Genomic DNA, 22,286 nt, shown 5'->3' on the forward strand with positions numbered 1-22,286 from the left:
ACCCGAACGGTCACGGGGCGTGAGCGTAACACCGGCCCCTCGCCACTACACTGACCTCGATGTCCAAGACGCAGCCCACCCCTGTCGCCGGGGTACACCAGATCGATTCGGGCACCTGCGAACTGGCACCGGACCCGATCGCAGGGGGCTGGCTGCTCACCATCAACGGCGCGCACAGCTCGCATATCGACCCCGACGATCCGTTGCTGCTGGACTTCGATTACATGCGGCAGATGGTCGCGGTCATCGAACAGCGGTACGAGTCGTCGGCCGCGCTCCGGGTGCTGCATCTGGGTGGGGCCGCCTGCTCCCTGCCGCGGTATCTCGCGGCCCGCTATCCGAACGCCCGGCAGGTGGCCGTCGAGGTCGACGCCACGCTCGCCCGGCTGGTCCGCGAATGGTTCGCACTCCCCCGTTCGCCGCTGCTGCGGATCCGTGTCGGCGATGCCCGCGAGGTCCTCGAATCCGCCCATGACGCCTCCCGCGACATCATCGTGCGAGACGCGTTCAGCGACGCCGTCACCCCCGACCACCTGACCACCCGCGAGTTCACCGGCCACGTCCACCGGGTTCTCGCCCCGGGCGGGCTGTACCTGGCCAACTGCGGCGACGACCGCACCCTGCGCCGCGCCCGCGCCGAGGTCGCCACCGTCGCCGACACCTTCGCGAACGTCGCGATCATCGCCGACCCGTCGATGCTGAAAGGCCGCCGCACCGGCAACGTCGTCATCGTCGGCTCCGACGGCCCCCTCGACGCCGACCCCGCCTTGGTCCGTCGCCTCCTCTCCGACGCCCTCCCGTCATCGATGGTCACCGGCGCGCAGGCCCGCACCTTCGGTTCCCGCCCGATCCTCCACGATCCCGCACCCGCACCCGCACCCACGGAGTAGGACCCAGATCACAGACTGCCCGCCGACCGGACGACGCGGGAAGGTATCGCCACGCGATCGCGACGACAACGGCAACGTCATCTACGCCGTGTATCGGGTGGCGGGCCCGGCCCGCTCCGACGTCTGCTCGCTGCGTGCCGAACTCGGCGCACTGGCCGCGCAACTCGGCAACGACGCCCCGTACGGCAAGTGGCTCGACAACACGACCGATCCGTCCACGTTCCTGTCCGCCACCGATTGCGGACAGTAATTGTCCGCCCACTGGGGCACCATGAGTGCATGTTGGAAACGTCGGCACGACTCCTGCGCCTGCTGTCCCTGCTGCAGATGCGGCAGGAATGGACGGGTCCGGAGCTTGCCAACAGACTGAACATCACCACCCGGACGGTGCGGCGCGACATCGACAAACTGCGCGACCTCGGCTATCCGGTGGAAGCCAACGTCGGCGTGGGCGGCGGCTACCGGCTCGGCGCCGGCGCCGAGATGCCACCGCTGCTGCTCGACGACCAGGAGGTGCTCGCTGTCGCGGTCGGGCTCAATACCGTCGCCACGGGCGGTATCGCAGGCATTCAGGAGGCATCGGCGGGCGCGCTCACCAAGCTGCGGCAAGTGATGCCGTCGCGGCTGCGCCACCGCCTCGACGCCCTGTCGGTGGATTCGGTTCCGCGCGACGCGTCGTGGACGACGATCCCGGCCGACCGGCTCACAGACATCGCCACCACCTGCCACCGGCATGAGCGGCTGCGCTTCGACTACCACAAGGCAGACGGCACCGAAAGCCGCCGCGACATCGAGCCGTACCGGGTGGTGCGCAACGGATCACGCTGGTACCTGATCGGCTGGGACCTGGCCCGCGAGGATTGGCGGTCGTTCCGCATCGACCGGATGGAACCGAAAACCCCCACCGGCCCCCGATTCTCACCCCGCGAACTCCCCGAGGGCGGAGCCGGGGAGTATCTGGCCCGCAGCATCGGCGCCGTCTACCGCTCGGCGACCGCCCGAGTGCGTGTGCACGCCCCGCTCACCGACATCGCCTCGATGGTCTCCGACGACTGGGCCACCGTCGAATCCGGCAACGACGCCGCCTGCGAACTGCGCGTCTACAGCAAATCCCTCACCTCGATCGCCCGCTGGCTGCGCGCCTTCAACGCCGACTTCGAGATCCTCGAACCGGCCGCCCTCCGCGCCGAATGCGCCGCCCTCGCCGACGAACACGACCGCCTCGCCGACCGTTACCGCAGGTCGATCGCCCGCTCCTGACCACGTATGTCGGTTCCGCCAACAGCGTCCACACACGAAGACACTTGACTTGGCAACGTCGCGCGCTTGCCCACCCGGCACCATCAGGGTGTAAAGTCTTCCTTGACAGCAGTAGAAGTGTAAAGATGACCTTTACAAGTGGAGATACGGGACAGCGCCCGCAAACACGACATCACTGGCGAGTCGATTCTCCACGCTTGGGAGAACGCAATCCGACTGGTCGAGTACGACTATCACGGTGAGGATCGCCTACTGGTCATCGGCCCCGACGTCAGCGGCGCACTACTCGAACTCGTGGCGGTCCCCGCCGGACGACCGACGCGGATCATCCACGCAGATCGACTGCGCTCCAAGTTCTACGACTTTCTCCGTTAGGAGAGTGAAACGCTATGACAACAAAGAACATCCACGATGTCAGCGGCCTCGACGACCTCGACCCCACGCACACGCCGTCACGCGATGCCACCCACTTCCGACGCATCATCGCCGCCCGCAAGAACCTCGACGATGCCAGGGCAGAGCTCAACGCCGCCGTTGCCGCCGCACGGGCAGCCGGTGACTCGTGGACGGTGATCGGCGCCGCACTCGACACCACCCGGCAGGCCGCCTATCAGCGTTTCGGCCAGAGCTCACCCGAACACTGAACCACCGAGTCCGCGACAATGCACCGCCTCGCCGACCGCTACCGCAGGTCCATCGCCCGCTCCTGAACTCCGCGTTATGTGTCGCTGAGCGCCACAAACCGCGGAGTCCGGCAGATCCCGGTTTGGACCGTGACCCGATCAACCGCTAGATTCTTACGTTGGTGCGCGAGCAGTGCGCCGCCCGCGCGTATAGCTCAGCGGTAGAGCTCTGGTCTTACACACCAGCGGTCAGGGGTTCGAATCCCTTTGCGCGCACAACCATAGCCGCTGGTCAAAGCGGTCCACGCCGCCCGGCGGGCACCCCGAAACCCCCGCAGTAGACCGACAGTGGGCCAACGCACGAGACGGTGGCCACTACTGCGGGCCGACCGCGGTGAAACCGGCTACCCCGCTTGCCGCATCCGATCCAGGGCCGTATTCATGGCATCTGTCCATCCGGGCACCATCTCGAACATCCCGTCATCGACCTCTTCTTGCACCAGTTCAACCAAGTGTGGTGGCAGTGCCTTCGACGTGCCGAGTACTGCGTCAGAGATAGCCAAAACCGGTTCACCCGCGCCGAGCGTCGCAACAGCAATCGCCCGGTCGTCATCGGCCATCACCGCAGCAGCGAGCACTGCGTCGGCAAAGTGTTCGACAAACCCCGCAGTAGGCGTGCCAGTGCATATCATCGGCTGCGCATACGCACCATTTGCGGAAGCATCGGGTCGGTGTTGTCAACGACAATTGAAGCGCGTGCCGCAGGGTTGCGTTCATCGACGTATATCCGGCACGCTGCCATGTACCGCCGCTCGTACGCCTGTCGCGCCCTATTCACGCCACCGAGGTTCGCGGCATCTCGGGCGATACCCCGATCGAGCGCAACCGACTCCTCGGCATGCAAGTACACGACGTCGTCCCAGAGCCCGTCGAGTTCGGGCCGCTGGATGAATGTCGCATCGAAGATCATCACCGCATCTGTGGGAGCGATCGCGGGGGCCTGGCCTGTGACGATCTCATCGGTCACCAGATCGTGAACCTTGGTGGCATACCGGCGGTCCCCACCCGGCCCCAGTGGCCGTAGGACCTTGCTGGCGAGCGAACCGAAGTCATAGGCGTCCTCATAGTAGCCACGCGCCGAATCGATGTCCTGCAACCGCCGACGACGCGCCCTGACATGGTGAAAACCGTCCGAATCAACACGAACAGCGGACCGGCCCTGATCCCGGACAGCCGCCACCAGTGAACGGGCGAACGTCGACTTACCCGCTCCGCAGATGCTGTCGATTCCCACACGCCACGGGTGATCAGCCGTCGACACAGCCAATTCGGCCGCGATCGCCCTCAGTACGTGATTGTGCCCGTTCGCCATTCAGCGAGTGAACATGAGTCACCGCCCGCATCGCAACACCGAACGCCCGGCTTCGGGGCAGGAATCGCCCCACGACGCAGGGGGCGGTCGTGGTGCGCCGATTCGCGACCGCCCTGACCGAAGTGGTGATCAATGAGGCGCGTGCGATGCGAAGCACTACCATCGACCCGGCGTCCCACGGACATTTATGTCTTGAGCCCGAGCTGCCAGGTCACACCGAAGCGATCCCCCACCCAGCCGAAGGGCCCGAACCCGTAGTCGTCGAGCGGCATGTATACAGCACCACCCTCGCTGAGTGACGCAAAAAGACGCTGCTGTTCGTCGGCAGACTCGCAGTCGATCATCAGCGATATGGCTGGAGTGATGTTCCATTCATGCTGGATGAAGCTGTCACTGCACCGCATTCGAAGGCCGGCGATCTCGAATTCGGCCAGGATGACGGTACCCTCCTCGCCGGGACCCTCGGGACCGTAGCGGCGATCGTCGACGACTCGACCATCGGGAAACACCGAACAATAGAACTCCATAGCGTCCGCTGCGCGCTGGCCGCGGCTCGGCTGGAAAGTAATGAACGGAACTGTCTGATTCATGGCGTAACAGTAGTGCACCTGTGTGGGCCAAGAAGCTCTGATTCTGCTCCGTATTCCGGCACAGCACTTCCGGAGGCAACCATTCACAGTGAAAGCTCAGCGTCGTCTTGCCCGCCTCCCCAGAATTCGCGCGGACCATCGGAGGGTATGAGTATCACGGTCCTGGTCGTCGGAGGTACCGGCGAGTCGTTTGTGGGTGACGAGCGCACCGAGGTCACCGGACTGCTGTCGGCGGTGACCGACTGCCTCGATGACCGGTTCACCGCGCGGTGGGTGCCGTACGCCGCGAGCTACGGTCCTGTTCCACTGCGGGACGGGCTGAGCTATGCCGAGAGCGTCGACGGCGGTGTCGCGAGCCTCGCAGAGGCATTCGGTCGGTGCTCCGGAGATGTGGCGTTGCTCGGCTATTCGCAGGGGGCGGTTGTGGTGCGCCGGTTCGCGGCCTCGCTGACCGACGCGGAGTGCGCCCGGATCGTCGGCCTCGGACTGGTCGCCGATCCGCACCAGCCGCCCGGTGGTGTGCCCGGTTGCGACGGTTGGGGTGTGGCCGGTCCCGGCGACCCGCTGCCGCCGTCGCTGCCGGTGTTCTGGGTCGGGGCACCCGACGACGTGATCTGCAATGCGAGCCCGGATTCGCTGCTGCGTGACATCGCCGACCTCACCGGCGCGATGGAGTTGCGCTACCCGGGACGGTGGTGGACTGAGATTCGCAAACGACTGTTGCGCAACGACCTTCAGAATGCCGACGCGACGTCGGTGTCACCGGAGCAGTGGCGGCGCGATCCGGGGCGGATCGCCGGCGCATGGCGTGAGGTATGTGGTTATCTCCCAAAGGAACTCGCCTGGCATCAGGTGCGCATCGCCAACAACGAAGGTGGACAACACACCTCATACGCGGCGCGACCCTACGGACATACCCCGCTCACCGATGCCGATGCGACCGGGTGCCAGACCCTGGCGATGTGGCTTCAGGTGCAGGCCACGTTCACCCCGCCGCACCACCCCGCCCCGCCCACAACTGCCGCATGGACGCCACCTTCGGCGGCGTAATCGTCCTCGCCGGACCCTGATAGCCCAAACCTGCCGTCATCGGGCACCCCGTACGGTTCAATGACTCGAAGTGGCACTACAGGACGACGTAGCGCCGTACGCATTTGTGACCCGACACGAAGGAGTCGAAGGTTGTCCCGTTCATTGAGAGTGGCCGTACTCGGCGGCGGATCGTGGGGCACCTCGGTCGCCGCACTGGCCGCCCGTAACACCCCCACCCTTATCTGGGCACGCGACAGCGCGACGGCCGACGACATCAACAACAACCACCGCAACAGCCGCTACCTCGGCGACACCCCGTTGCCCGACGCCCTGCGCGCCACCTCCGACGTCGCCGAACTCGCCGACTTCGCCGACGTCCTGGCCGTCGGCATCCCGTCGCACGCGATGCGCGAGACACTCGGCCGCATCGCCGACGAGCTGCGGCCCTGGGTTCCGGCGATCTCACTGGCCAAGGGCCTCGAACCGGGCACCCGGCGCCGCCCGACCGAGGTGATCGCCGACTGCCTGCCCGGCCACCCCGTGGGATTGCTCGCCGGCCCCAATATCGCCGGTGAAATCGCCGAAGGCAAAGCCGCGGCCGCGGTCATCGCGACCAAGGACGAGCGGGTCGCCACCGCCCTTCAGCCACTGTTCACCTCCAAAGTGTTCCGCGTCTACCGCAACGACGACGTGCTCGGCTGCGAGCTCGGCGGGATCCTCAAGAACATCGTCGCGATCGCGAGCGGCATGGCCGAGGGCCTCGACGTCGGCGACAACACCCGGGCGATGGTCCTGTCCCGGGGGCTTGCCGAGATGACCCGCCTCGGCGAGGCGATGGGTGCCAATCCCCGGTCGTTCGCCGGCCTGACCGGCATGGGTGACCTCATCGCCACCTGCACGAGCCCCCGCTCCCGTAACCGACGGCTCGGCGAACTCCTCGCCCAGGGAAAGACGACCACCGAGGCCGTCGAGGCACTCGGGCAGGTCGCCGAGGGCGCGAAGACGGCGCCGACCGTCCTCGAACTCGCCACCGAGTTCGGGGTGCGGATGCCGATCGCCGAGACCGTCGCCGCCGTGGTCATGGGCCAGATGACACCGGCCGACGCCTACCGCGGCCTGCGTCAGGTGACCCCGGGTACCGAAACCGACATGGGCTGACGCCCGGTCCGAACTCGAGGGCCACGCGGCAACTCTGAAAGGCAATGGACGGTGACCTGCGAGTGACCTCCTGATGCTTTGTCCTTGTCGTGCCCGGCCGCCTGCCGCTACCAGGACTTGGCCGGTCCATTGGTCGCGCCACAACGGCAGGGTTCACGGCCGTACCAGGTAGTCCCGGACCGACCTGCGCAGCACCACACCCGACATTCGGGTATGGGACTACCCATGTGCTCAGCGCCGCGACGAACCACCGTGGTTGTTGCCACCACCGGCACCGACAACCCGAAGGATCTCGTCATGAGCGCACCGACCGCCGACCGCCCCGCAACCGAGTTCGACACCGTCAGTGCCGACGCGACTGCCACCTCCGACAGCACGGAGACAGCTCCGCGGCTCGGGCTCCGCAAGTTCCGCGACGAACTGCCACTGCCGAAAGTCATCAAGATCGCCGACACCGGCGATGAACACCGCACGGTCAGCATGCGTGCGAAGGTCGGTCGTCACCGGTTCCACCGCGACCTTCCCGAGACCGATGTGTGGGCCTATGAGGGGCAGCTCCCCGGGCCGACGATCGAGGTTCGGCGCGACACCCCCGCGACGATCGACTGGGTGAATGACCTGTTCGATAGCGACGGAGACCCGGCCACCCTCCCCTACGACGTCGTCCGGGTGCCCCCGAGCACGACACCCACTCCGACGACCAGGATCGCGATGACCCCCGGCGGCCGGTCCGTCAAGCTGGACCCCACCGGCGCGGCCGACGACTCCTACCCCGCCCTGGCAGGTACCGACGATCTCACCGGCGCCACCGTGGTGCACCTGCACGGTGCACTCACCGATGGACACAATGACGGCTGGTCACACAACGTCACCGCCCCAGGTGGACGTACGCGCGTGCTCTACCCGAACAAACAGGAGTCGGCGACCCTCTGGTACCACGACCACGCGATGGCGGTGACCCGATTCAATGTCTATGCGGGACTCGCCGGTTTCTATCTCCTGCGTGATGCCAACGAAGCGTCGCTGAAGCTGCCGTCGGGACCGTATGAGCTGCCGTTGATGATCACGGACCGCAACTTCGAGACCCGGGTGCCGAAACAGCCGGGCGAACAACGCTTCACCGGCCGGCCTATCTACAAGCAGGCCGGGATTGTCGCGGTCGACTCCGACGGCGAGGCGGTGGACACCGAGATCCCGGTGAGCGGACCCTTCACCCTTGTCAACGGCAAGGTCTGGCCCACCAAGAAGGTCACACCACGTTGGTACCGGCTCCGAATCCTCAACGCCTGCAGCACCCGCACGCTCGTGCTCGCGGTGCACAACACGACGAACGAATCGGCGCCACCGAGTTCCCCGGCGAACAACACCGACAGCGCGGGTTTCATCCCCGACCGCGTCACGCCGATGTCGGTCATCGGCACCGACGGTGGGTTGCTCGCCGCTCCGGCTCCGGTGTCGACGCTCGAGATCGGCCCTGCCGAACGGTACGACGTCCTGATCGACTTCCGGTCGCTGGCAGGGCAGACGCTCGAACTGCGCAACGAGCAGGGAACCTTCATCAATGCCGGTCCGGGGGAGGCAGACGCGACAATCATGCAGTTCGTCATCGGCAAGTCCGCCGCCTCCGACGCGGACTGGGAGCCGCCCGTGGAACTGAATCCGGACTACCGTCGCTATCTCCACGTGGGCACCGACCTTCAGGTGGGTTCACAGACAATCCACTCGCACGAGCACTTCTGGGTGGCGCTCATCCCGCCGGGACCCGGCGGCAAAGGCCATCCCGAGCTGTGGGAGCTGCGGCAACTCGGCAGCACAGAGCCGTCCCCCGGCCACGATCTGATCAAAGTCATCGATCCGAGGGACGCGACGCTCCCGCCTGCCGAACGCAAAGTTCTCCGGTTCGTACCGGTGGCCAAGCTGTTCGACGATGCCAACAGCATCGTGTTCTCCGAGGGGAGCTGGGCGGTGTGGAACATCCTCCATCTCGGCGGGCCTCCGCACCCGTTCCATATCCACATGACGCAGTTCCAGATGATCGAACGCGGTCAATGGGACCTGGCCGCATTGGGTGAGGAAGGCTGGAACGCGGACAACGGCACAACGGGTGTCCTGCCGATTCCCGTCGACTCCGCCATCGATCCGGTACGCCAGGGAATGAAGGACACCTACCTGATCAAACCGGGTGAATGGGTCAAATTGCTCGGCGACTTCACCGGCGCGACCGGCAGTTTCATGTATCACTGCCACATCCTCGACCACGAGGACCACACGATGATGCGCCCCTTCGTGGTCCTGCCGAAGGAGCTGATGGCCTTCCACGGCGCCCACGGCAGCGGCCATCACTGACCGCCGCGCTCAAACCTCCGCACTGTGTCGCGCCCGGCGAGGCACAGTGCGGAGTCTGCGGGTCAGACCGCGGACAGGGCCTTGGTCCAGACCGACTCGTCACGGGACTCACCCGGGCCGACGACGTCGGCGAAGGCGATGGTGCCGTCGCGATCGACGAGGAAGGTGCCGCGGTTGGAGTAACCGCTGACGTCGTTGAACACCCCGTAGGCCTGCGCCACCTCGCCGTGCGGCCAGAAGTCGGACAGGATGGGGAACAGGAATCCCTGCGCCGACGACCACACCTTGTGGGTGGGCGGCGGCCCGACGGAGATGGCGACGGTGGTCACCTCGTCGTTGCTGAACAAGTCGACGTTGTCGCGGATGTAGCCGAGCTCGCCCTGACAGGTTCCGGTGAACGCCAGCGGGAAGAACACCAGCAGCACCCGACGATCGGCGCGCAGCTTCGACAGCAACACCTTCTGCATGTTCTGGTCACGCAGCTCGAAGTCGGGTGCCTGCTCGCCTACCGCGAGCGGAGCCCTCATGCCCGTTTGCCGGTGCGTGACTTGGGCTGCACCAGACGTGAACCCGACCAGGTGCCGAAGTTGACGACGCTGGTCTGGGTGAGTCCCGCCGTCGAAGCGGCCTCCGAGATGTCGGCCGGGTCGACGTAGCCGTCCTGACCTGTCTTCGGGGTGAACACCCACACGAACCCGTCGTCGGCGAGCGGGGTGATCGCGTTGATGAGGCCGTCGACCAGGTCGCCGTCGTCGTCGCGCCACCACAGCACCACAACATCGGCGACGTCGTCGGAATCCTCATCGAGCATCTCGGCGTCGATGGCGTCCTCGACGGCGATACGGAGATTGTCGTCGGTGTCTTCGTCCCAGCCGCGTTCCTGCACGACCATGCCGAGGGTGAATCCCAGCTTGCGGCCGACCTCCGCCGCGCTCTCCTCGTCGGGACTACCGGACTCTGTGGCGGCAACCACCGCGTGCGACCTCCAAGTTCTCGCTTCTCGAAATCTCACCAGGAAATTCTCCCGGCGACATCTGACAATAGGAACAGCCTAAAGGTCACATGTGCAACACGCACGGGCGACCTGCGGGCAGATTTGAGGCAATTGCCGTGACCAACCTCGCGTACTCCTCGGTAACAACGACGTCCGGTGCGAAATGGGGCACGATAAGGGATGGAGTCGGCGTGACTCACACCACGACACGTCGGGTCCGTTGATCACCCACAGCACGATCAACCCACAGCACGATCGATGACCTCGGTCCGGCCGAGGCCAGCAGATTCGAGTCGCCGGCGGCCACCTGCCCACCGGCCGAGACACCAAGGAGCTGTCAGCACCGTGACCGACCAGTTGGACCAGTCGCCGCCCACCGAGACCGCGAAAAACCGAGTGCGGGTCATCCGCGAGGGCGTGGCATCGTATCTGCCGGATATCGACCCGGAAGAGACCGGTGAATGGCTCGATTCCTTCGACCAGCTTCTCACCAGCGCAGGTCCGGCGCGCGCCCGCTACCTCCTGCTGCGGATGCTTGAGCGCGCCAACGAGAAGCACGTCTCCATCCCCGCGCTGACCTCCACCGACTACGTCAACACCATCCCCACCGAGAACGAGCCGTGGTTCCCCGGCGACGAGGACCTCGAGCGCAAGTTCCGGCAGTTTATCCGGTGGAACGCGGCCATCATGGTCCATCGCGCCCAGCGTCCCGGTGTGGGGGTCGGCGGCCACATCTCCACCTACGCGTCGTCGGCATCGCTGTACGAGGTCGGTTTCAACCATTTCTTCCGCGGCAAGGAGCACCCCGGCGGCGGCGACCAGATCTTCATCCAGGGGCACGCCTCCCCCGGCATCTACGCCCGCGCCTTCCTTGAGGGTCGCATCGACACCCATCGTCTCGACGGATTCCGCCAGGAGCACAGCCATGCCGGGCTCGGCGGCGGCCTGCCGTCGTATCCGCACCCGCACCTGATGCCGGAGTTCTGGGAGTTCCCGACGGTGTCGATGGGTCTGGGACCGATGAACGCGATCTATCAGGCGCGGTTCAACCACTACCTGCACGATCGGGGCATCAAGGACACCTCCGACCAGCATGTGTGGGCATTCCTCGGCGACGGCGAGATGGACGAGCCCGAATCGCGCGCCTACGCGAGCATGGCCGCACTGGAGGGGCTGGACAATCTGACCTTCGTGGTCAACTGCAATCTGCAGCGTCTTGACGGCCCCGTGCGCGGTAACGGAAAGATCATCCAGGAGCTGGAGTCCTACTTCCGCGGCGCCGGCTGGAACGTGATCAAGGTGGTGTGGGGCCGCGAATGGGATGCGCTGCTGCACGCCGACCGCGACGGCGCGCTGGTGAACCTGATGAACACCACCCCCGACGGCGACTACCAGACGTACAAGGCCAACGACGGCGCGTTCGTGCGCGAGCACTTCTTCGGCCGCGACCCCCGCACCAAGGATCTGGTCAAGAACCTCACCGACGCGCAGATCTGGAACCTCAAGCGCGGCGGCCACGACTACCGCAAGGTGTACGCCGCCTACGCCAAGGCACTGGCGCACAAGGGCCAGCCCACGGTGATCCTGGCCAAAACCATCAAGGGCTACACGCTCGGCAAGCACTTCGAGGGCCGCAACGCGACCCACCAGATGAAGAAGCTGACGCTCGATGACCTCAAGGACTTCCGCGACAGCACCCGCATCCCGATCACCGACGCCCAGCTCGAAGAGAACCCGTACCTGCCGCCCTACTACCACCCCGGCATGGACTCCCCCGAGATCAAGTACATGCTCGACCGGCGCAAGTCGCTCGGCGGTTTTCTGCCGAGCCGGCGCACCGTCGCCAAGCCGCTGCATCCCGATGTGTCGCGGGCACTGAAGACCGCGGCCAAGGGGTCCGGCAAGCAGCATGTGGCCACCACGATGGCCCTGGTGCGGATCTTCAAGGATCTGTTGCGCGACAAGGAGATCGGCCACCGCATCGTGCCGATCATCCCTGACGAGGCCCGCACCTTCGGTATGGACAGCTGGTTCCCGACGCTCAAGATCTACAACCGCAACGGGCAGCTGTACACCTCGGTCGACGCCGACCTGATGCTCGCCTACAAGGAAAGCGCGCAGGGCCAGATCCTGCATGAGGGCATCAACGAGGACGGTTCGACGGCCTCGTTCATCGCCGTGGGCACCTCGTACGCCACCCACGACGAGCCGATGATCCCGCTGTACATCTTCTATTCGATGTTCGGCTTCCAGCGCACCGGCGACAACTTCTGGGCGGCCGGCGACCAGATGGCGCGCGGTTTCGTGATCGGTGCCACCGCGGGCCGCACCACGCTCACCGGCGAGGGTCTGCAGCACGCCGACGGCCATTCGCATCTGCTGGCCGCCACCAACCCGTCGGTGGTGGCCTACGACCCGGCGTTCGCCTACGAACTCGGCCACATCATCGCCGACGGTCTCAAGCGGATGTTCGGCGACAACCCGGAGAACATCTACTACTACATCACCGTCTACAACGAGCCGATCCTGCAGCCGGCCCGGCCCGACGACGTCGACGTCGAGGGGCTGCTCAAGGGCATCTACCGGTACGCCGCCGCCCCGGCCGGCAAGAAGCATCCGGCCAATATCCTGGTGTCCGGGGTGACCATGCCGGATGCGCTGCGTGCGGCCGAGTTGCTCGCCGACGAGTGGGATGTGGGCGCCAACGTGTACTCGGTGACCTCGTGGAACGAACTTGCCCGCGATGGCCGCGCCCTCGACAGGACCGCGGTCCGGGAACCAGGATCGGAAGTGGCCCAGCCCTTCCTGACCACCACCCTGGCCCAGACCGAGGGCCCGTTCGTCGGTGTCAGCGATTACGAACGCGGTGTCACCGATCAGATCCGCGCGTACGTGCCCGGTACCTATCTCACGCTGGGCACCGACGGTTTCGGCTTCTCCGACACCCGGCCGGCGGCCCGCCGGTTCTTCAACGTCGACGCCGAGTCGATCGTGGTGGCCACCCTCGTCGCGCTCGCCCGGGACGGTCACATCGACGTCTCGGTGGCGGCAGCGGCCGCCGAGAAGTACCAGATCACCGATGTCTCGGCGGCACCCGAGCAGACGAGCGATCCGGGCAGCGCCTGAACCGCACGCGCTCCACATGACACGAGCCGGTTCGGTATCCACGGATGCCGGACCGACTCGTGTCCGAGCTGACGTCGGGGTTTGTTGACGCCGATTCCGGCGGTCGTTCCACAGCACCTTGCACACCCCCTACATTGAGAAGATGCCCGAGAAGTCCGGCCAGCAACTGCCCCGCATCCGCAGCAACCGGTTCCTCACCACCGCCGACGCGCACGACACGCTGCACGAGGCGTTCGCCGACGGCCTGCTGCGCCGCCTGAAACAGTACAGCGGCAGGCTCGCCACCGAGGCGATCGGTTCGATGCAGGAACAGTTGCCATACTTCGCCGAACTCGACGCCGCACAGCGGGCCAGCGTCCAGTTGGTGGTCCAGACGGCGGTCGTCAATTTCGTCGAGTGGCTGCAGGACTCCGAGGGTGACGTGAAGTTCACAGTCGAGGCGTTCCAGGAGGTGCCCCAGGATCTGGCCCGGCGTATCTCCCTGCTGCAGACGGTGGAGATGGTCCGGGTGGCGATGGAGTTCTTCGAGACCTGGCTGCCGGCGCTGGCCCGCAACGACACCCAGCTCCGGGCCCTGACCGAGGCGATACTGCGGTACGGCCGCGAGATCGGTTTCGCGGCCGCGGCGATCTACGCCTCCGCGGCCGAGTCGCGTGGCGCGTGGGACTCCCGACTGGAGGCGCTCGTCGTGGACGCCGTGGTCCGCGGCGACACCGGCCCCGAGCTGCAGTCCCGCGCGGCCGCCCTGAGCTGGGAGTCCGACGCCCCGGCGACGGTGATCGTCGGGACTCCGCCGCCGGAGCAGAACGTGTCGGTGCCGCTGTCCATCCATTCGACGGCCAAGAGCTTCAACCGCTCGGCACTGTCCGTGGTCCAGGGCCCGTTGCTGGTGACCATCATCAGCGGTCCGCTGCATCCGACCGAGCGGTTCGCCGTGGCCCTGCTGCGGCATTTCGCCGACAGCCCGGTGGTGATCGGTCCGACCGCGGCTGATCTGGGCAGCGCACACGCCAGCGCGGTCGAGGCGATGGCCGCGATCAGCGCGGTGCCCGGATGGCCGAGCGCACCGCGCCCGGTGCACAGTTCGGAGCTGCTGCCCGAGCGTGCGCTCAACGGCGACCCGATCGCGATCGAGAGCATGTCCGCCACACTGATCGACCCCCTGATGAAGGGCGGTGAGACCCTTGTGCCGACGCTCGACGCCTATCTCGACTCCGGCGGATCGATCGAGGCGTGCGCCCGCAGTCTCTACATTCACCCAAATACTGTTCGATATCGCCTAAAGAAAATTGCAGACATCACAGGACGTGACCCAACTAACGCTCGCGATGCCTACGTCCTGAGGGTCGCCAGCACAGTGGGTCGTTTGACACGCTTAGGAAACAAACCTGCTACACAAACCTCATGAGTCACACAAGTCACAGTTTGATAGCCCAGTGATCGCAGGTCGGCGCGTAAAAACACAGCCAAGTAACAAATCACGGCTCGATGACGAACAGACTCCATAGCAGACCTAATTTGTAGGGTTCCCACAAAACCACGCGGTAAGGTTCATGCTGAACAACACCCACAAATCCCGTCACGAAGGTGTTCTCTAGTCACGTGCTTTCGATCCTCGCGCCCGGACAGGGCTCACAGACACCCGGCATGCTCGCCACCTGGCTTGAGCTGCCCGGCGCCCGCGACCAGCTCGCCACCTGGTCGAAACTCGCGAGCCTCGACCTGGAGGGTCTGGGCACCACCGCCACCGCCGATGAGATCACCGACACCGCGGTAACCCAGCCCCTGATCGTCGCCGCCTCGCTGCTGGCCTACGACGAGCTGTCCAAGCGCGGCACCCTGCCCGCCGAAACCGTCGTCGCCGGCCATTCCGTCGGCGAGCTCACCGCAGCCGCCATCGCCGGCGTCATCAGCGCCGACGAAGCCATCACCCTCGCGGCGGTCCGCGGCGAGGCCATGGCCCAGGCCTGCGCCACCGAACCCACCACGATGGCCGCCGTCCTCGGCGGCGACGAGCAGGCCGTGCTCGACCGCCTCGCCGAACTCGGGCTCATCCCGGCAAACCGCAACGCCAAGGGCCAGATCGTGGCCGCGGGCGCCGCCGAGGCCATCGACGAACTCGTCGCCACCCCGCCGGAGAAGGCCCGCATTCGCAAGCTCGCGGTCGCCGGCGCCTTCCACACCGACTACATGGCATCGGCACGCGACGCCGTCGCCGAGGCCGCCGCGGCCATCACCCCGGGCGAGCCGACCATCACGCTGCTGTCCAACTCCGACGGCCTGCCTGTAACGAACGGCGCCGACGCGCTGAACAAACTTGTAGGCCAGGTCACCCGCCCCGTGCGGTGGGATCTGTGCTCGGACCGGCTCCGCGAACTCGGCACCACCGCGCTCCTGGAGTTGCCGCCCGCCGGAACACTGGTCGGCATCGCCCGGCGCGAACTGAAAGGGATCCCCGGCCGCGCTCTCAAGACGCCCGAGGATCTCGACTCCATCACCGAACTTGGATAAACGGTCCGGCCACCGTCGGCCGCGATCACCCCGGAGACCGGTCCCCGGTCATCCAAGCACCCCTCCCACGTCGATGACGCCCGGGCGCGGGTTGCTCCGGACCCACCGCAAGCAAGAAATCGCTTAATCAGAAGGGAGCCACATAGTGGCCGCCACCCAGGAAGAACTCATTGCCGGCATCGCCGAGATCGTCGAAGAAGTCACCGGCATCGAGCCGTCCGAGGTGACACTGGAGAAGTCCTTCGTCGACGACCTCGACATCGACTCGCTCTCCATGGTCGAGATCGCCGTCCAGACCGAAGACAAGTACGGCGTGAAGATCCCCGACGAGGACCTCGCCGGCCTGCGCACCGTCGGCGACGCCGTCGCCTACATCCAGAAGCTGGAGTCGGAGAACCCCGAAGCCGCAGCCGCCATCGCCGCCACCCTGGACGCGGACAAAAAGGACGCCTGACAAGTGAGTGGTTCCCTGCGCGAGTACTCCACACTGGGTGGGAACTTCCCGGGCGTGGTGGTCACCTCGATGGTGGCCACCACCAGCCTCGGCGAAGATCTCGACACCACCTGGAAAAACCTACTGGCCGGTGAGAGCGGTATCCGCGAACTCACCGACCCGTTCCTCGATGAATACAACCTGCCGGTCCGCATCGGCGGCCGTCTGGTCCAGGACCCGGCCGACGAGGTCACCAGGGTCGAGGCCCGCCGCATGGCCTACGTCGAGCGCGTCGCCCACGTCATGAGCAAGCGCCTGTGGGAACAGGCCGGCACGCCCGACGTGGAACGCGAACGCCTCGCCGTCATCATCGGCACCGGTCAGGGCGGCAGCGACTCGATGGTCGACAACACCGTGATCATGCGGGAGACCAAGAACTACCGCAAGGTATCGCCGCTGGCCGTCCAGATGGGTATGCCCAACGGTCCGGCCGCGGTCGCAGCACTCAACATCGGGGCCCGCGCAGGGGCCATCACCCCCGTCTCCGCCTGCTCGTCCGGCGCCGAGGCCATCGCACACGCCTGGCGACACATCGTCATGGGCGACGCCGACATGGTGATGTGTGGCGGTGTCGAAGGCCGTATCGACGCGCTGCCCATCGCCGCGTTCTCGATGATGCGCGCGCTGAGCACCCGCAACGACAACCCGGCGGCCGCATCCCGGCCGTTCGACAAGGACCGCGACGGATTCGTCTTCGGCGAAGCCGCCGCACTGATGATCATCGAGCGTGAAGACCACGCCAAGGCCCGCGGCGCACAGATCCACGCCCGCGTGCTCGGCGCCGGAATCACCTCCGACGGTTTCCATCTCGTCGCCCCCGACCCGAGCGGTCAGGGCAACGCCCGCGCGATGAGCCGGGCCCTGCAGACCGCGGGCCTCACCAAGACGGACATCTCGCACGTCAACGCCCACGCCACCTCGACACCCATCGGCGACACCGCCGAAGCGGTCGGCATCCACGCCGCCATCGGAAACGATGCGGCGGTCTACGCACCCAAATCGGCCCTCGGCCACTCGATCGGCGCAGTCGGGGCGCTCGAATCGGTGCTGACGGTCAAATCGATCGAGGACGGCATCATTCCGCCGACCCTCAACTTCGAGAATCCGGACCCCGAGATCGAACTCGACGTGGTGCACGGCGAGCCCCGGTCTCTCCAGATCGAGTACGCACTGAACAACTCGTTCGGTTTCGGCGGCCACAACGTGGCGCTCGCCTTCGGCCGCTACTAAAGGCCGCCCACAACACCCGACACTCAGGAGATACCGATGACCACATTGGCTCCCATCCACGGTCGTAGCGACGCAGCGGATCCCCGCGACCCGCTGCTCCGCCTGACGAACTTCTTCGACGAAGGCACCATGTCGCTGCTTCACCCGCGCGACAAATCGGGTGTGCAGGCGGCTGTGGGCCTGGTCAACGGTGTCCGCACGATCTCCTACTGCACCGACGGCACCGTGATGGGCGGTGCCATGGGGATCGTCGGGTGCAAGCACATCGTCAACGCCATCGACACGGCCATCGCCGAACAGGCACCGGTCATCGGCATCTGGCACTCCGGAGGCGCCCGCCTCGCCGAAGGTGTCGAAGCGCTGCATGCCGTCGGTGGCGTCTTCGAGGCCATGGTGCGCGCATCCGGGTACATCCCGCAGATCTCCGTTGTGGTCGGCTTCGCCGCCGGCGGTGCCGCCTACGGCCCCGCCCTCACCGACGTCGTCATCATGGCGCCCGCCGGCCGCGTCTTCGTCACCGGACCCGACGTCGTCAAGAGCGTCACCGGCGAAGACGTCGACATGGAATCGCTCGGCGGTCCCCTCACCCATGGCAAGAAGTCCGGCGTCTGCCACATCGTCGCCGACTCCGAACCCGACGCCTACTGGCGGGCCCGGCGCCTGGTCTCCACCTTCAGCCGGCAGGGCAACTTCAACCACGCACAGGCCGTCGCCGGCGACACCGACCTGCGGGCGCTGCTGCCCGAATCGCCGCGCCGCGCCTACGACGTCCACCCCATCGTCGAACAACTCCTCGACACCCAGCTCGACGCCGACCGCGTCAACACCATCTCCTCCTTCGAGGAGATCCAGGCCAAATGGGCGCCCAACATCGTCGTCGGCTTCGGCAGGCTCGCCGGCCGCAGCGTCGGCGTCATCGCCAACAACCCGCTGCGCATGGGCGGCTGCCTCAACTCCGAAAGTGCCGAGAAGGCATCACGATTCGTGCGCCTGTGCGACTCCTTCGGCATCCCGCTCGTCGTTCTCACCGACGTCCCCGGCTACCTGCCCGGCGTCGGCCAGGAATGGGACGGCGTGGTGCGCCGCGGAGCCAAACTGCTCCACGCATTCGCCGAATGCACCGTCCCCCGCGTCACCCTCGTCACCCGCAAAATCTACGGCGGCGCCTATATCGCCATGAACTCACGCGCACTCGGCGCCACCGCCGTCTACGCCTGGCCCGGCTCCGAAGTCGCCGTCATGGGCGCCAAAGCGGCCGTCGGCATCCTGCACAAGAAGGCCCTCGCCGCCGCCCCCGACGACGAACGCGAAGCCCTCCACGACCGCCTCGCCGCCGAACACGAAGCCATCGCCGGTGGCGTCGGACGCGCCCAGTCCATCGGTGTCGTCGACGAGATCATCGACCCCGCCAAGACCCGCAGCATCCTCGCCGAGGCACTCGCCGCCGCCCCCGCCCGCCGCGGGCGCCACAAGAACATACCGTTGTGATGGTGGTGTAGCTCTCCAGCTGCGCTTACCGCCGCTCTTCCCTCGTCGCACTCGGTCGCAGGCTCCCTCGCGCTCCTCAGTCCAGAGCGGCGACGCTCCGCTTCCGAGCTACACCACGCACCCAGGATCTGGGTCGGCGGAGCATGGCCTGTCGCGACCCTTCGCTGGTTGAGGTGCGTGGAGCGTTAGCGACGAGCCTCGAAACCCCGTGAGCCCGAGACAAATGCGGGGCTCTCACCGGTTGGTGAGAGCCCCGCATTACTGTGCCGAGTCTTGGCCGCGTGGTGTGGGTCGGGAGCGGAGCGTCGCCACTCTGGACTGAGGAGTGAGCCGGACGAGCTTGCGAGTCCGCGCGAACGACGAGGGAAGAGCGGCGGTAAGCGCAGCGGACGAGCCCACAACACCATCAAACACAGCAATCAGGCGCCGACAGTGTTCTGTCGGCGCCTGATTTCGTCGGTGGGTGTGTAGACGTTCCCCCCACAGGAGTTTGTGTGGTGTCAGCCCACTCGCTGGGTGAGCCAGGTGACCTCGGCTCCCGCTCCGCCCATGCGGAAGGGTTCGAGGGCGATGTCCCAGGCGGTGCCGAGGGCTGCTTCGATGGCGCCGGCGAGCCCGGCGCTGTCGGGCTGGGAGTCGAGCAGTGAGCGCAGCTGCATCTCTCCGAGGACGACGTCGCCGTTGGCGCTCATCGATCCACGCCACAACCCGAGTCCGGGTACGTAGCTGTAGCGTTCACCGTCAACGCCTTCGCTGGCGTCTTCGGTCACCTCGAAGCGCAGCGCAGACCATTCGCGCAGCGCGACGACGAGCCGCGCGGCCGTGCCGACGGGTCCGGTCCAGTCGACCGTGGCCCGCTGTAGGCCTGTTTCCGCTTCCTGCGCCGTCCACTTAAGGTTCGCGCGCGCATTCAGCGTCGACGACAGGGCCCACTCAACGTGCGGGCACAGCGCCACTGGCGAGGAGTGGATGTACACCACTCCTGTCGTCAGTTCCGCAAACTGGTTCAGATTGCGCACTGGTTTTCACCTCCGGGTTTCGACGAGGAACGCCTTCCCCAACACACCTCGTCGTTGCCCGGCTTTACTGCTGTTGACTATTGTGCCTCAAGTGGCGCATGTTGCGCTAGTTTTTGGTGAGACTCCTGACCACTATGTCATTGAAGTCGGACCAGAGTGGTTTGGCCCACGCTCCGAAGTCACGATCTGTGAGTACCACGCATCCGGCCCCTAGCCCAGGATCGACCCACAGAAAAGTGCCAGATTGGCCAAAATGACCGAAAGTTTGCGGCGAGTTGCGCCGGCCTGTCCAGTGCGGCGCCTTGTGTGATCGAATCTCGCACCCCAATCCCCAGTCGTTGGGACGGTGTTTGCCGTAGCCGGGCACAAACCCGTCCAAACCAGCAAACCACACACTGCGCGCCGTACCGGCGAGTTCTTCGGAAAGCACCGAAGGACGCAACAGATCGCCCACAAACCGCCCCAGATCGGCGACATTCGACTGTGCGCCGTGCCCGGCCGGACCGACGAGCTGAGTCGACGTCATCCCGAGCGGCTCGCAGACCGCCTCGCGGAGGTAGTCGGCGAACTCGATGCCGGTGGCATCCCGGACCGAGTCGGCGAGCACCTCAAAGCCCGCGCTCGAATAGATACGCCGGGTCCCGACGGGCGCCTCGATGTCCCGCGTGCCGAACGCCAGCCCCGACGCGTGCGCGAGCAGATGGGCAACGGTGGCACCGGGCGGACCGGCCTCCTGGTCGAGTTCGACCGCGCCCTCCTCCACCGCCACGAGCACGGCCTGCGCGACGAGCAGCTTGGTGACCGACGCGAGCGCGAAAACGGCCGACGTGTCGCCGAACTCGTCGGCAACACCGTCGGCCGTGATCACTGCCGCGGAGACCGAGCCGACCGGCCAGGTACTCAGCGAGTCAAGGATGGGCACATCGGTAACAGTACCGGATTAACTATCACCAATCTTCTTCGGTGTACCGAATGACGCCGCGGATGTTCTTTCCGTCGAGCATGTCCTGGTAGCCCTCGTTCACCTGATCGAGCCGGTACTGCCGGGTGATCATGTCCTCGATGTTGAGCTTGCCGACCTTGTACATCGACAGCAGCTGCGGGATGTCGAGCTTGGGGTTGGCGCCACCGAAGATAGTGCCCTGCAGGCTCTTCTGGAGCAGGGTCAGCATAGCCAGGTTCAGCGTCACCTCGCTGTCCATCATGTTGCCCATGCCGGTGAGCACGCAGGTGCCGGCCTTGGCGGTGATGCCCATCCAGGTATCGACATCCTTGCCGTGCACCTCGCCGACGGTGACGATCACCTTGTGGCACATGTGTCCCCAGGTGAGTTCGGCGATCTTGGCCGATGCTTCGGCCACCGACTCGAAAGCATGGGTGGCGCCGAACTTCAGCGCCTGCTCACGCTTCCACGGCACCGGGTCGATCGCGAACACATACCGCGCACCGGCGATCACCGCGCCCTGCAGCGCCGCGATGCCCACACCGCCGACGCCGACGATCGCGACATCCTCACCGGGCCGGACGTCACCGCTGCGCGTCGACGAACCGTAGCCGGTGGGCACACCGCAGCCCACGAGCGCGGCGACCTCGAACGGGATGTCCTTCTCGATCTTCACCGCAGACGCCTCGTGCACCACCATGTACGGCGAGAAGGTGCCGAGCAGGGTCATCGGATAGACGTTCTCACCCTTGGCGGTGTGAATACGGAAGGTGTTGTCCGACACCGCTTCTCCCTGAAGGAGATGAGCACCGAGGTCACACAGGTTGGCCAGGCCGCGCTTACACGACGGGCACTTGCCGCACGACGGGATGAACGAGAGCACCACGTGGTCGCCGACCTCGAAGTCGGTGACGCCCTCACCGAGTTCGACCACGACGCCGGCGCCCTCGTGGCCGCCGAGGATCGGGAAGCCGGCCAGCGGGATACCACCGGTCATCAGGTGATGATCGGAATGGCACATACCGGCCGCTTCCATCCGGATCTTGATCTCATGCGGCTGCGGATCGCCGAGCTCGATCTCCTCGATCTCCCAGGGCTGGTTGTGTGCCCGGATCAGCGCGCCTTTGGTCTTCACTCACATACCTCCACACTTCGATGACGCGGCCCCGTGGGCACCGCGCCCCGCCGGCACCGGCGGGTGATACGTGAAG

Annotated in this window: 22 protein-coding genes and 1 tRNA gene; 15 read left to right on the top strand and 8 right to left on the bottom strand. The window is 66.2% G+C overall.

Annotated elements, in window-relative coordinates:
• Positions 1 to 59 precede the first annotated feature (59 nt).
• The 6 genes from GOAMR_RS11025 (at position 60) to GOAMR_RS11045 (ending at position 3,049) form a co-directional block, all read left to right on the top strand.
• Positions 60 to 890 carry a spermidine synthase gene (locus GOAMR_RS11025; protein ID WP_005187150.1) on the top strand — a complete coding sequence of 277 codons (831 nt, stop codon included), beginning with the start codon at positions 60 to 62 and terminating at the stop codon, positions 888 to 890.
• 88 nt (positions 891 to 978) lie between these two features.
• Entirely contained in the window at positions 979 to 1,140 is a 162-nt protein-coding gene (locus tag GOAMR_RS25120) for a hypothetical protein (protein ID WP_005187152.1), read from the top strand.
• A gap of 29 nt (positions 1,141 to 1,169) precedes the next feature.
• Positions 1,170 to 2,150 (top strand): helix-turn-helix transcriptional regulator, encoded by a 981-nt coding sequence (locus tag GOAMR_RS11030; protein WP_005187155.1) that lies wholly within the window; start codon positions 1,170 to 1,172, stop codon positions 2,148 to 2,150.
• Between the two features lie 138 nt (positions 2,151 to 2,288).
• Positions 2,289 to 2,525: a hypothetical protein gene (locus GOAMR_RS11035; protein ID WP_005187157.1), complete on the top strand. Its 237-nt coding sequence runs from the start codon at positions 2,289 to 2,291 to the stop codon at positions 2,523 to 2,525.
• A 14-nt stretch (positions 2,526 to 2,539) separates the two neighbouring features.
• Complete coding sequence (locus tag GOAMR_RS11040; protein WP_005187160.1) at positions 2,540 to 2,794, top strand: hypothetical protein; 255 nt, start codon at positions 2,540 to 2,542, stop codon at positions 2,792 to 2,794.
• A gap of 183 nt (positions 2,795 to 2,977) precedes the next feature.
• Positions 2,978 to 3,049 (top strand) — tRNA-Val (locus GOAMR_RS11045).
• A 128-nt stretch (positions 3,050 to 3,177) separates the two neighbouring features.
• Here the strand turns inward: GOAMR_RS11045 and GOAMR_RS11050 are convergent.
• The 3 genes from GOAMR_RS11050 to GOAMR_RS11060 form a co-directional block, all read right to left on the bottom strand.
• Positions 3,178 to 3,393, bottom strand: a complete 216-nt coding sequence (locus tag GOAMR_RS11050; RefSeq protein ID WP_138943674.1) for a hypothetical protein — start codon at positions 3,391 to 3,393, stop codon at positions 3,178 to 3,180.
• A gap of 68 nt (positions 3,394 to 3,461) precedes the next feature.
• Positions 3,462 to 4,145, bottom strand: a complete 684-nt coding sequence (locus GOAMR_RS11055) for a nucleoside/nucleotide kinase family protein (RefSeq protein ID WP_040514976.1) — start codon at positions 4,143 to 4,145, stop codon at positions 3,462 to 3,464.
• Positions 4,146 to 4,330: 185 nt separating this feature from the next.
• Positions 4,331 to 4,735 (bottom strand): VOC family protein, encoded by a 405-nt coding sequence (locus tag GOAMR_RS11060; RefSeq protein WP_040514977.1) that lies wholly within the window; start codon positions 4,733 to 4,735, stop codon positions 4,331 to 4,333.
• A 147-nt stretch (positions 4,736 to 4,882) separates the two neighbouring features.
• Between GOAMR_RS11060 and GOAMR_RS11065 the strand changes: the two genes are divergently transcribed.
• From GOAMR_RS11065 to GOAMR_RS11075, 3 genes are all read left to right on the top strand, one after another.
• Entirely contained in the window at positions 4,883 to 5,785 is a 903-nt protein-coding gene (locus GOAMR_RS11065) for an alpha/beta hydrolase family protein (protein WP_005187167.1), read from the top strand.
• Between the two features lie 132 nt (positions 5,786 to 5,917).
• Positions 5,918 to 6,925, top strand: a complete 1,008-nt coding sequence (locus tag GOAMR_RS11070) for an NAD(P)H-dependent glycerol-3-phosphate dehydrogenase (protein ID WP_005187170.1) — start codon at positions 5,918 to 5,920, stop codon at positions 6,923 to 6,925.
• Between the two features lie 297 nt (positions 6,926 to 7,222).
• A complete protein-coding gene (locus GOAMR_RS11075; protein WP_005187172.1) occupies positions 7,223 to 9,271 on the top strand; it encodes a multicopper oxidase family protein in 2,049 nt (682 codons plus the stop codon).
• A gap of 62 nt (positions 9,272 to 9,333) precedes the next feature.
• On the opposite strand, the gene GOAMR_RS11080 is transcribed toward GOAMR_RS11075, so the two are convergent.
• Together GOAMR_RS11080 and GOAMR_RS11085 are read right to left on the bottom strand one after the other, a co-directional pair.
• Positions 9,334 to 9,798, bottom strand: coding sequence for a peroxiredoxin (locus GOAMR_RS11080; protein ID WP_005187173.1), 465 nt, complete (start codon positions 9,796 to 9,798; stop codon positions 9,334 to 9,336).
• The gene (locus GOAMR_RS11085; protein WP_005187174.1) at positions 9,795 to 10,244 is read right to left on the bottom strand and encodes a DUF3052 domain-containing protein; all 450 of its coding nucleotides are present in this window, start codon (positions 10,242 to 10,244) and stop codon (positions 9,795 to 9,797) included. The genes GOAMR_RS11080 and GOAMR_RS11085 overlap by 4 nt, the downstream gene beginning before the upstream one ends.
• 366 nt (positions 10,245 to 10,610) lie before the next feature.
• Between GOAMR_RS11085 and aceE the strand changes: the two genes are divergently transcribed.
• The 6 genes from aceE to GOAMR_RS11115 all read left to right on the top strand — a co-directional run bounded on the left by aceE (position 10,611) and on the right by GOAMR_RS11115 (position 19,113).
• Positions 10,611 to 13,391 (top strand): pyruvate dehydrogenase (acetyl-transferring), homodimeric type, encoded by a 2,781-nt coding sequence (gene aceE / locus GOAMR_RS11090; protein ID WP_005187175.1) that lies wholly within the window; start codon positions 10,611 to 10,613, stop codon positions 13,389 to 13,391.
• Between the two features lie 142 nt (positions 13,392 to 13,533).
• Positions 13,534 to 14,799 carry a PucR family transcriptional regulator gene (locus GOAMR_RS11095; protein ID WP_083836932.1) on the top strand — a complete coding sequence of 422 codons (1,266 nt, stop codon included), beginning with the start codon at positions 13,534 to 13,536 and terminating at the stop codon, positions 14,797 to 14,799.
• A 194-nt stretch (positions 14,800 to 14,993) separates the two neighbouring features.
• Positions 14,994 to 15,902 carry an ACP S-malonyltransferase gene (locus GOAMR_RS11100; protein ID WP_005187178.1) on the top strand — a complete coding sequence of 303 codons (909 nt, stop codon included), beginning with the start codon at positions 14,994 to 14,996 and terminating at the stop codon, positions 15,900 to 15,902.
• Between the two features lie 145 nt (positions 15,903 to 16,047).
• A complete protein-coding gene (acpM, locus tag GOAMR_RS11105; RefSeq protein ID WP_005187179.1) occupies positions 16,048 to 16,356 on the top strand; it encodes a meromycolate extension acyl carrier protein AcpM in 309 nt (102 codons plus the stop codon).
• A gap of 3 nt (positions 16,357 to 16,359) precedes the next feature.
• Positions 16,360 to 17,625, top strand: a complete 1,266-nt coding sequence (locus tag GOAMR_RS11110; protein WP_005187182.1) for a KasA/KasB family beta-ketoacyl-ACP synthase — start codon at positions 16,360 to 16,362, stop codon at positions 17,623 to 17,625.
• 36 nt (positions 17,626 to 17,661) lie between these two features.
• Positions 17,662 to 19,113: an acyl-CoA carboxylase subunit beta gene (locus GOAMR_RS11115; protein WP_005187186.1), complete on the top strand. Its 1,452-nt coding sequence runs from the start codon at positions 17,662 to 17,664 to the stop codon at positions 19,111 to 19,113.
• Between the two features lie 500 nt (positions 19,114 to 19,613).
• On the opposite strand, the gene GOAMR_RS11120 is transcribed toward GOAMR_RS11115, so the two are convergent.
• The 3 genes from GOAMR_RS11120 to GOAMR_RS11130 form a co-directional block, all read right to left on the bottom strand.
• Positions 19,614 to 20,132: a DUF3145 domain-containing protein gene (locus GOAMR_RS11120; RefSeq protein ID WP_005187188.1), complete on the bottom strand. Its 519-nt coding sequence runs from the start codon at positions 20,130 to 20,132 to the stop codon at positions 19,614 to 19,616.
• A gap of 106 nt (positions 20,133 to 20,238) precedes the next feature.
• Complete coding sequence (locus tag GOAMR_RS11125; protein ID WP_005187190.1) at positions 20,239 to 21,054, bottom strand: serine hydrolase domain-containing protein; 816 nt, start codon at positions 21,052 to 21,054, stop codon at positions 20,239 to 20,241.
• A 25-nt stretch (positions 21,055 to 21,079) separates the two neighbouring features.
• Positions 21,080 to 22,210: an NDMA-dependent alcohol dehydrogenase gene (locus tag GOAMR_RS11130; RefSeq protein ID WP_005187193.1), complete on the bottom strand. Its 1,131-nt coding sequence runs from the start codon at positions 22,208 to 22,210 to the stop codon at positions 21,080 to 21,082.
• Positions 22,211 to 22,286 lie beyond the last annotated feature (76 nt).

Origin of the sequence: Gordonia amarae NBRC 15530, from assembly GCF_000241345.1 — a bacterium.
In the GTDB taxonomy this organism is placed as follows: Bacteria; Actinomycetota; Actinomycetes; order Mycobacteriales; family Mycobacteriaceae; genus Gordonia; species Gordonia amarae.